The 11,322-nt window shown below is 43.7% G+C and carries 7 protein-coding genes and 1 pseudogene; all 8 read left to right on the top strand.

Annotated elements, in window-relative coordinates:
* On the top strand, positions 1-1,373 hold a 1,373-nt coding region (locus tag CTER_RS02095), incomplete at its 5' end, for a glycoside hydrolase family 38 C-terminal domain-containing protein (RefSeq protein ID WP_004623357.1).
* On the top strand, positions 1,366-2,358 hold the full coding sequence (locus CTER_RS02090) for an HAD family hydrolase (protein ID WP_004623363.1): 993 nt from the start codon (positions 1,366-1,368) through the stop codon (positions 2,356-2,358). The genes CTER_RS02095 and CTER_RS02090, both read left to right, overlap by 8 nt.
* A 548-nt stretch (positions 2,359-2,906) precedes the next feature.
* Positions 2,907-3,644, top strand: a complete 738-nt coding sequence (truA, locus tag CTER_RS02085) for a tRNA pseudouridine(38-40) synthase TruA (protein ID WP_004623360.1) — start codon at positions 2,907-2,909, stop codon at positions 3,642-3,644.
* Between the two features lie 230 nt (positions 3,645-3,874).
* The gene (locus tag CTER_RS02080) at positions 3,875-4,612 is read left to right on the top strand and encodes a carbon-nitrogen hydrolase family protein (RefSeq protein ID WP_004623365.1); all 738 of its coding nucleotides are present in this window, start codon (positions 3,875-3,877) and stop codon (positions 4,610-4,612) included.
* A 364-nt stretch (positions 4,613-4,976) separates the two neighbouring features.
* Entirely contained in the window at positions 4,977-5,411 is a 435-nt protein-coding gene (rplM, locus tag CTER_RS02075) for a 50S ribosomal protein L13 (RefSeq protein WP_004623369.1), read from the top strand.
* Between the two features lie 18 nt (positions 5,412-5,429).
* On the top strand, positions 5,430-5,822 hold the full coding sequence (rpsI, locus tag CTER_RS02070) for a 30S ribosomal protein S9 (RefSeq protein ID WP_004623353.1): 393 nt from the start codon (positions 5,430-5,432) through the stop codon (positions 5,820-5,822).
* A 271-nt stretch (positions 5,823-6,093) separates the two neighbouring features.
* Positions 6,094-10,380 carry a X2-like carbohydrate binding domain-containing protein gene (locus CTER_RS02065; RefSeq protein ID WP_004623367.1) on the top strand — a complete coding sequence of 1,429 codons (4,287 nt, stop codon included), beginning with the start codon at positions 6,094-6,096 and terminating at the stop codon, positions 10,378-10,380.
* Positions 10,381-10,485: 105 nt separating this feature from the next.
* Positions 10,486-11,322, top strand: a pseudogene (locus tag CTER_RS02060) (hypothetical protein); the annotation flags it as partial.

Below are 11,322 nucleotides of genomic sequence, written 5' to 3'. Positions count from 1 at the left end.
AAGAGGTTGTCCCCGTTAATGATCTGCATTCAAGACCCCTGCCTTTTTATGCCGACAGGCACCTGATATATTTCGATACCGGTATGGTACCTGCCGGAGGCTATAAGGTGTACCGGGCGGTGCCAACAAAGGAATTTAACCGAAAAGCGGTATTCTGGGCCGAAATGAGAAAAAGCACGGGCAGCAATATTGTTAAGGTTGATAATGTGCTGGAGAATGATTATCTCAAAGTAGAGGTTCAGAATAACGGAACCATTAACGTCCTTCAAAAGGAACAAAACAGGCTGTACAAGGAACTTAACTACTTTGAGGATTCGGGAGACAACGGGGATTACTGGATGTATTATCCGCCCCACCACAACAGGACGTTTACAAGCAAGGGGTTACAGGCCAGGATCTGGGTGGCTGACAACGGCCCCTTAAGTGCAACTGTTGCAGCCGAAATAAAAATGCTGCTGCCTGCCCATGCACTCCGCCCTGAAAATGAAATCAGAGGCGAAAGTCGCAGAGCAGATGAAGAAAAAGAACTTACCGCAACAGTTTATTATACTCTGAAAAGAGACTCCAGAAAAGTTGATATAAAGCTTGTTTTAAATAACACAATCGAGGATCACAGATTCAGGGTAATGTTTGATACGGGGATAAAAGCCCGGAACGCAAATGCGGCAGGACATTTTACTGTGGACAAAAGACCTGTGGCGCCTGTCAAAGACGCTCAGGGGGAGTATTGGCCTGAAATGCAGACTCTGCCGCAGCAGAATTTTGTTGATCTGGACGATGGAAAGCATGGCTTTGCCGTAGTTAATAATTGCCTGACGGAGTATGAGGCTATGGATAATGACAGAGGTACACTGGCACTCACACTTTTGCGGGGTGTAAGAAACATAATCTGTACCGAATTCCGTTCGGCAGGAGTATTTCCACGGCAAAAGGGCGGGCAAAGCCTCGGCATGCACTGTTACGAATATTCAATATACCCGCACAAGGAGGACTGGGTCCAGGCCAGCGTATACAGGGAGGCTGCAAGTCTGAATGTACCGCTGAAGCCCGTTCAGACAAGCAGAAACGAAAAAGGCTGCCTTGGCCTGAAAAACAGCTTTTATTCCATAGAGCCTGCAAATCTTATCATGTCGGCCTTAAAAAAGGCTGAAGACAGGGAAAGCATAATTCTGAGAGTATTCAATCCCACGAATAAAACCATTGACGGAATTATAAAATTCTACTCAAAAATTTCAAAAGCCTGGTTAACCAATATGAACGAAGAAAGAATGGAAGAATTGAAACCGGTAAATGCTGACAAACTCGAAATAAAAGCCGGGCCAAACAAAATATTAACATTGGAATTGGAAGTGGGGGAGAAGAGCAATGTCTGAAATAATTCCCGGTCTGGGATATATAAAGGATGATTTCAGAGGGGATTTCATCGATCTGTCCGCAGGCGGAGACGGCATGTGGAAGGTAGGACATGAGGGAGTGCAAAGGATACTGACTCCTCTTGACAGGAAAATAGAAATAATAGTTTTTAAGGATAAATCGCTGGTATATGTAAAATCCTCAATGGGAAGTCCTGCCGTATACCCGCTGCCCCAATCGGATTTTAACGGTCCGGCCCAGGCGGTATTGATGGACCTGGACGGAACCAGCGTACACAGTGAGGCCTTCTGGATGTGGATCATAGAACAGACCACCGCAAGGCTTCTGAATAATCCCGGATTTACACTTGAAGCGGCAGATGAGCCTCATGTGTCGGGACATTCCGTTTCAGAGCATCTGAAATACTGTATAGACAAGTACTGCCCGGGTAAAAGCGTGGAACTGGCGCGGGAATATTATTACAGCATAACCCATGAGGAAATGAAAAAAATAACCGAGGGCAGGGGACGTGCCAACGCATTTACTCCCAGCCCGGGGCTTAAGGAATTCCTTTATGAATTAAAAGGAAATGGGATAAAGGTGGGCCTGGTGACGTCAGGTCTGTACGAAAAGGCCTGGCCGGAGATATTATCCGCCTTTACCACACTTGGTATGGGTGATCCTCTGGACTTCTACGATGCCATTATTACGGCAGGACAGGCATTGGGAAAAGGACAGACCGGTACATTGGGGGAACTGACTCCGAAACCCCACCCCTGGCTTTATGCCGAAACTGCCAGGGTGGGTCTGGGAATTGAACCTTCCCAAAGGAACAAAGTAATAGGTATAGAGGATTCCTCGGCGGGGATAGTGTCAATACGCCTGGCAGGTTTTTCAGCTCTTGGCATAAACGGCGGTAATATCAGCCGCAGCGGTGTAAGACCGCTGGTACTGTCAAGCTTCGACAACCTGACAGATGCGCTGCCGCTTATTTTAGGAGTGTAGGAATTTATAAGCTTTGGAACGGTTGATATATAAATAAAGCCCATGGAAATTGCAGAGAATATACTGTGTTCCATGGGTTTTTCCACATCAGCAGGGTTTGTTTACAGTCTTTGTTAAATTTAACTTGTTGTGCTAGTTAATCTCAGTTTTACAGTTAAATAAAGCATATTGATTATACCGGTACGCGAGTACAACTTCAAGCAATGATAGCACGGTAAAAGTGCTTGCTGAAATTTGTAGGTGAAAAACAAGTATTTTAGCCGGCAAAGTGACAGGAGGTCACTTTGAGCAGCATGCGAGACCCGGATGGTCGAGTTGCTGCGACGGCAAGAAAATACCTGTTTTGAACCGTACTATTTCAAGTAAGCGCTTTGTGTGCCATCATTGCTTGAAGTTGGTACGGAAGTATAGGTATAATCAGAAACAATTTTTCTTCAAAATCGATCAACTAATTAGTACAACACGTTAAATTTAATTTGACAAACCTCCAACAGAGCGGTATTTTATTTCGTAGTTGGATATTTGATCAGGTGAAAAGGACTAAGGACATGAGAAATATCAAATTAATAATAGAGTACGACGGAACCAATTACCACGGCTGGCAGATCCAGAAAAATGCCGTTACAATTCAGGAACACGTTGAAAAAGCCTTAAGGCAGCTTCTGGGAGTGCAAACCGGGGTTACCGGCTGCAGCAGGACCGATGTGGGGGTTCATGCCTATGGACAGGTTGCGCATTTTTTTACAGACTCAACCATCCCCGGTGAAAAGTTCTCCTATGCCTTAAACAATTTGCTACCCAGGGATATAGTGGTTCAAAAATCAGAGGAGGTTCCTGAGGACTTTCATTCCAGATATTCCTCAAAGGGCAAAAAATACAGATATCTTATCTGCAATTCGGCGCACCAGTCGGCCCTGATGCGCAACAGAGCATGCCATGTGAGGCCGGAGCTGGATTTCGAACAAATGAGAAAAGCTGCGGCACATTTTGTAGGGGAGCATGATTTTGCAGCTTTTCAGGCCACCGGCGGGCAAGTCCGCAGTACTGTCCGTGAAATCTACAGTATGAACGTCAGCAGGAAAGAAGATAAGCTGATTGAGCTTGAGGTGAGCGGAAACGGTTTTTTATACAATATGATCAGGATAATTGCAGGTACATTGATATATGTGGGAATGGGAAAGCTAAGGGAAAGTGATATTCCCGGAATCATCGGCGGGCTTGACCGCACGAATGCCGGGAAAACAGCTCCGGCGCAGGGGTTGTACCTGATGGAGATATACTATTAATTTAACCTGCTGTGCTAATTGAAATTTTGTATTGTTTTACAGATAACTCTATTTGGAATCAACTGGTATGCGAGAGCAACTTCATAAAATAAGATGCACGGCTAAAAACAATTGAGATAAATTGCCGATGATGGCAAAACCGCTTTAAGTGAGGCAATACAATTTGTGCAATTTGTTTTGGAGTTGCTCTTATTTTATGAAGTCAGTATATTGAAAACATGGAGGGCAGGATGAATATTGCGGTTGCGCAAATAAGACCTGAAGACCGGGACATTGATCAAAATCTGAAGGCACATTATAAACTGGTTGAAGCGGCTGCACGGCATGGAGCCGGTTTGATCGCATTTCCCGAGATGTCTGTCACCGGCTATGTAAGGGAAGCGGCAAAAGAGCTTTCTTTTACAGAAGATGATCCGCGGTTAAATAAGTTACGTGAATTGGCCTGCAAATTTAATATCATAATAATTGCAGGTGCACCTGTAAGATTGGACTCAGGGTTATATATCGGTTCCTTTATAATATTTCCGGATAATACTGTTTCAATCTATACCAAGCAGTTTCTGCACAGAGGAGAGGAAGAATACTTCTCTTCAAGCTTCAGTTACAATCCTGTTATTGAGCTGGAAGACGAGAAGATTGGTCTGGCCATATGTGCCGACATTAATAACCCAGAACACGTACGGAACGCAAGCCGGGCTCAATGCAGTATTTATCTTGCCGGTATATTCTTTTCAAAGCCTGCCATGGCTGAAGCCCATAGTCTTTTGAGCGGTTACGCGGAAAAACACTCAATGGCCGTATTGATGTCCAACTTTTGCGGGGAGTCCTGGGGGCTTGAGGCAGGGGGAAAAAGTGCACTCTGGTCTGAAGAAGGCAATTTGATAGCGGAAATGGATATCTCCGCCGCAGGAATATTGCTCGCTCAAAAAAATCATGGAAAGTGGACAGCAAAAGTGATAGCAGGGTAAAGAATAGTTTTGTAGATTTTGAATGTAAAAAAGATATTCACAAAATGGGTTTTATACCGGAATGGCCGTAAATATGACAAAGAATACCTGTGATATCAATTGAACTGGCATATGCTTAATAAAGGTCCGTTTTTCACTTGATTTATATTAATAACAAAAAAGTGAAATCAAAAACGATTATATGCGAGTGATCGAGATATATCGAGAAAGAACGAGAGATAATGAGAGGTAAATTAAATTTTCGGGAATTTATACTTGACATAGTTAAATGTGTATATTAAAATGTTCTAGTGTCCAAGGCACGTATACGGTAAACACTGTTTGACATAGACAGTATAGATTTTTAAGGAGGTAGTGTTAAGAAATGAAAACTTTCATGGCAAAAGCGGAACAGATTGAAAGAAAATGGTACATTATTGATGCTGAAGGCAAGCCGCTTGGAAGACTGGCAAGTGAAGTTGCTTCTATTCTGAGAGGAAAGAATAAGCCGATATTTACACCACATGTTGATACCGGTGATCATGTAATAGTACTGAATGCGGAAAAAGTAGTTTTGACAGGTAAGAAACTTGATCAGAAGCTTTACAGAACTCACTCTCTTCATCCAGGCGGATTGAAGGAAGTCAAGTACAAGCACTTGATGGAAAAACACCCTGAAAGAGCTATTGAGATAGCTGTAAAGGGAATGCTTCCAAAGAACAGTCTTGGAAGACAAATGTTCAGAAAGCTCAAAGTTTATGCTGGAACTGAACATAACCATCAGGCACAAAAACCTGAAGTACTTGATTTGAACATTTAATGGAGGGAGGACAAAATAATGGCTAAGGTATACTACTATGGTACAGGGCGTAGAAAAAAATCAATAGCAAGGGTAAGGCTTGTTCCTGGAGAAGGTAAAATTCTTATTAATGATAGAACATTGGATGACTACTTTGGATTGGATACTTTGAAGGTTATAGTTAAGCAACCATTAACCCTCACTGATACATTGGCAAAGTTTGATGTTATATGCAAGGTTATCGGAGGAGGTTTCACCGGCCAGGCTGGTGCAATCAGACACGGTATTTCAAGAGCTCTCTTAAAGGCTGATGAAGAACTCAGACCTGCACTTAAGAAAGCCGGTTTCCTGACCAGAGACCCAAGAATGAAGGAAAGAAAGAAATACGGTCTCAAGAAAGCAAGAAGAGCACCACAGTTCTCAAAGAGATAATAGTGTCTTTCAGCGAAAGCCACTTCAAAACCCCATGGAATATTTTGTTCCATGGGGTTTTTTTGAATTTATACATCCCTCAAACAGTAATGTTTGGGGGTTTTTTACATTGATTTTCAAAAAATAAACAATAAAGTACAATTTTCAAATCTAAACTAGAATTATTGAAATGGACATGCATTAACGGCGGATGCTAGAATTTTCATATAGGGGATTCTAAATGGGGCCGGCCGATTTTAGAATGATTCAAACTTATTAAAGGAGGAAAGAAATGAGAAGAAAATTGGCTTTATTTACAGCAATAAGCATGTTTTTCACATGTTTGTTTTCGGTAGGGGTAATAAACCCTGTCAACGCTGATACACAGCAGAGTTTTTATGTATCACCTACAGGAAATGACAGTGACTCAGGAACCTCTGGTGAACCATTCAAAACAGTTGCAAGAGCAAAGGAAGCTGTTAGTGAAATAAACAGCTCTATGACAGGTGATATTTATGTATATCTGGAAAACGGCACATACACATTAAATGATACATTAAATTTTGGCAGTTCAGATTCCGGAACCAATGGACATAATATTATATACACGGCAGCACCGGGAGCGAACCCTGTTATAAGCGGCGGTGCCGATGTCAGCAATGGCTGGGAATTATACGATAACGAAAAAAACATATACAGAAGGACAGGAGTAGACTGGGATTTCAGGCAGCTTTATATTGATGATGACCGCGGCATAAGAGCAAGAGAACCAAATCTGGCAGACCAAGTAACAGGCGGTCCGTACTTCAGAGCGGCCAACGGTTCATATCCGTATCAGATAAGGCCGTCCGACATAAGTACTACTTCAATGAGCGCAATTACCCTGAACGGTACTGCTGAAATGGTTGTAGTACAGAGCTGGAGCCAGGTGCGCGGACGTGTGGGCAGTTTTAATACCACTACAGGGGCTATAGACTTCAAATACCCGGAAAGCGGTTTTTCATACAACCACCACAGCCAGGGCGATTCCCCGTATTTCCTGGAGAATGATCTGTCCCTTCTGGATGCGGAAGGGGAATGGTTCCTGGACACTGCTCAGGATACACTGTATTATAAGCCGGTAAGCGGTCAAACAATGAACAGTACGCAAATAATTGCACCCAGGCTTGAAACTCTGGTCAATTTTAGGGGAAACTCTAAAGAAAACAAGGTACATAACATAGTATTTTCCGGAATCACCTTCAAATACAGCAATTGGTTGGCACCGTCCAGCTATGGATATGTTGATGTACAGGCAGGCTTCAGGTATCAGACGGTAACGGGCGGAGACAATTCGGAAATCCGAAATACAGCCAGGTATACCGCACCTGCCGGAATGCTTCAATTAAAAAATACCAGCAGCATAACAATTGAAAACAACACTTTCCAATATTCCGGAAGCTGGGGGATTATAGGATATGAAGCTACAGACCACACCCTTATAGACTGGAACAGCTTTATCAGAAATGCCGGCGGCGGAGTGGCAATGGGTATTGTGGGAGACCTGTGGGATGACACCGAAGGAAGGGAGCCTTCATATACGGTTCCCGACGGACAGAGTCTATACGATACCATCACAAATAACACAATAGATACCGTAGCCCTTGATTACAAGGATATGGTCGGTATCGGGGCAATGCTTCCGCAGAATATGACCATTGCAAACAACGAAATAAGTGACTTGCCATACACGGGAATCACCATCGGCTGGAACTGGTCGGATGTTGACCACGGAATGACCAACAACCAGGTATATCAAAACTATGTCCATGACTCGGTAAGGCTTCTCCAGGATGGAGGAGGAATATATACCTTGGGCAGGATGGACGGAAGGTCTAACTTTTACCACAACTATATCAAGAATATGAGAGTAGGTCCGTGGGCGGCCTGGAACCACATCATGGGCATATACATGGATAACGGAAGCAGCTATAAGATGGCCGAGCGCAACGTTATAGAAAACACCGAGGGTGTATTCAGCGCTGCCAATTCCCCAAACCATGACAATATAATCAGATATAACTATTACAACATTGATAAATTTGACGGTATTTCGGGATCGAACATAACCTATGGAAATATAAAGGTTTCCGGCACCGATTGGCCGCAGGAGGCCCGGGATATCATAGCGGCGGCCGGACCTGGAAAGGCAGAGCTGCCCACACCGGCAGAACCTGTCAACCTGGCGCTGGCAAAAGCAGTTACGGCATCCACCGAAGGAGTAAGGGAGTACCATCCTGCAAAATTTGCGGTAGACGGTGATGCAAGTACCAGATGGGCCTGTGTTGAAGGCAATACGGATTGGCAGTGGCTGGAGATAGACCTTGGCGGAGAATATTCAATCGGAAGTATAAATACTTTGTTTGAATTAGATTTTGGCGAATATAACTATAAAATTGATTATGCATTAGGTGATAAGGTGTGGAATTCCTATGTTGACAAATCAGGCGAAAAAACCACACAGAGGAGCAATACGGACATAAAAGAAGTTACTGCCAGATATATCAGGATTACAATGAAAGGCGGCTGGGGCAGCAGTATCAATGAAATAAATATCTATCCGGGTTCGGGAGGCAACATACCTGAAGCAAACTCTTTGATTCTCAAAACTGAAGCCAAATTTGACAAGAATCCCACAAGACAGCAGAATATTGAAGTAAAAATGGCTCTTAACGGCGGAACTTTAAATGCGGTTAAAAATGGGGCCGAAATCCTGACTGAGGGGCGTGATTACCTCTTGTACTGGGATAGGGTAATCTTCCTTAAGGAATATTTGAACACATTACCCGATGGAGAAAATAATCTGACTTTTGATTTTGCCACAGGAGACGACCCGGTATTGAAGGTGGAGGTAACAGGTGATGACGGATCGGTAAACATTTCCCTCAACAAACCTATCACATCATCCTCACGAAGTTTTGCACCCCAGCTGGCAGTTGACGGAAAAACAACCACCAGATGGGCACAGCAGGAGGGGCAATGGAATCTTGACGGCTGGCTTTGCGTGGATTTACAGGGTGTTTATGACGTATCGTCAGTAAATACCATGTTTGAATTGACAAGCGGATATAAATATAAGATCGAATATTCATTGGACGGTAAAGCCTGGCAGACCTATGTGGACAAATATGGTGAAAAAACGCAGCAGCAGATAATAGACGATAAAAAACCGGTAACTGCCAGATATATGAAAATTACACTCTTTTATGAGATGGGACCGAGCATATATGAATTAAGCGTATTCGGAGCTCCGGCAGGGCAGAATTCATCCATCGGCACCACAAAGGCTTCCTTTGACAAAGAGCCTGCCAACCAGTCGGATATTCCGGTAAGCATGGATTTAAAGGGAAATACCCTGACAGGCATCAAGAACGGAACACTTTATCTGAACCCTGAGGATTATACCGTTGACGGAAACAGTGTAACAATCAGTAAATCATATCTGGCTTCACTCGGACAGGGAAAGACCAGCCTTGATTTTGAATTCAGTGCAGGTAAAAACAGCAGTCTTGAAATAGATGTAACAGAGGTAAACGGTGAAATCAACATTGCCCTGGGTAAACCGGTGGAAGCAACCTCTCAAAGCTTCAGCCCCCAATATTTAACAGACGGCAATGAAACCACCAGATGGGCACAGCAGACCGGTATGAATCAGCCCCAGTCACTGAAGGTGGATTTGGGTGACGTGTACACAATTACCCATACCAGTACCATGTTTGAAATGGATTCCGGTTATAAATATAAAATAGAGTATTCAACAGATGGAAATTCGTGGTCGGTATATGCGGACAAAACAGGCAGTTTTACAACCAAGAAGACAAATGACGACCAAAAGACGGCAGCTGCCAGATATATGCGCCTGAGTATCCCCCAGCCCACCAGTGGGGTCGGTATATATGAATTCAAGGCATTTGCCGTAAACGACAGAGGTATTTCAAATTCTTCTATTTCACCAACCTCAATTGTGTTTGACAGGAATACGGCTGCGCAAACTGATGCCGTGATTGATATGACCTTGAATGGAAATACATTAACAGCAATTAAAAACGGAGAGCAGGTCCTGAAGGCCGATACGGACTATAGAGCCGGGGATGGCAAGGTAACTATAAGCAAGTCCTACCTGGCTTCATTGGACAAAGGCACTGTAAACCTTACTTTCCAATTCAGCAAAGGGCAGGATTGTATATTGAAAGTAAACGTTATTGATACCACTCCCGAAGATAAAGCAATGTTTACAATTGCACCTGTCGGAGAGGGACTTTCAAAAGTCGGAGGCATTCAGGCAGCTGTGAAAGTGAGCCCTGCTGATAAGGCATATCCGGGTCCCGTGTGGGTATTGTTCCAATTAATGGATGGAACCACACCAAAGGGAATTGTGGCAATCAAACAAAATATTGATTCTGCAAAAGAGATTACGGCATTCTTTAATGTAAATCCTGCAGGTAATTCATACAGGGTAAAAGTATTTGTACTGGATCAGTGGAACAGTGACACAAGTATTCCTGAAAGTCTTGCAGAGGCACTGACATTAAATCAGTAAATCCTCCTCAGGCATTGAGTTCCCGGATTGTCTGGTCCGGGAATTCACAAAGCCGAATTGGAAAAGTAACAGGTTCATATCCTTTAGACACAAGGAGCTAAAATAATGAAAAAAAGATTAATCAGCAGTTTGCTTTTTATAGTATTCATAACCGTTATGTTGTGCAACAGCGTCTACGCAGCAGATTCTGTAACACTGAACGACATTCCGGACAAAAAGCCCGGTGAAAGTGTTGTCATATCAGGCAGTGCATCACTTGATAAAGTATCTGTACTTATCATATGTCCTGATTCAACAAAGCTCTACTTCAATGTTTTGGACGGAGGGCTTTTTACAGATACCATTACATTACCGGTGGATGCCGCTGCTGGCACATACACCGTGAAGGCAGGAGAGGGAAGCGTTATGGCTTCCAAAACCTTCAGAGTGGTTTCTGGTACAGATACCCCTACGCCGCCGGATGGAGGAAACAATGGCGGTAACAGCGGAGGAAACAGCGGAGGCGGACAGTCCTCAGGCAGCGGTACAAACAATACGGCATCAAGTGACGGATCCACCACTATCATACAGACGGTTCCAGGCCAACCCGTAAATGTCAAACTGCCGGCACCCGTTGTGGATACTGTAACAAAGCAGGCGTCTTCGATAATAAGTTCTGATATACTGAATAAAGCTTTTGACGCCTTTAAAGGAGAGGGAATCAAAACAATAGCGGTTGATATTCCCCTGGTCCAGGGCGTCAAAGCCTATGCTCTCAGTATTCCGGCTGCAATCTTTACAGCTTCCGGGGAAGAACGCAAAATAGAGGTCAAAACGGAATTCGGAACAGTCTCACTGCCGTCCAACATGCTGCAGGCCGATTATAAAGCAGCAAAGACGGTTGAACTGGTGATAGAAAATGTTGATAAGTCACAGCTGAGCAAAGAGAACAGAAATGTGATC

Source organism: Ruminiclostridium cellobioparum subsp. termitidis CT1112 (assembly GCF_000350485.1).
Lineage (GTDB): Bacteria > Bacillota > Clostridia > Acetivibrionales > DSM-1351 > Ruminiclostridium > Ruminiclostridium termitidis.
This window is presented reverse-complemented; position numbering and strand designations above follow the sequence as displayed.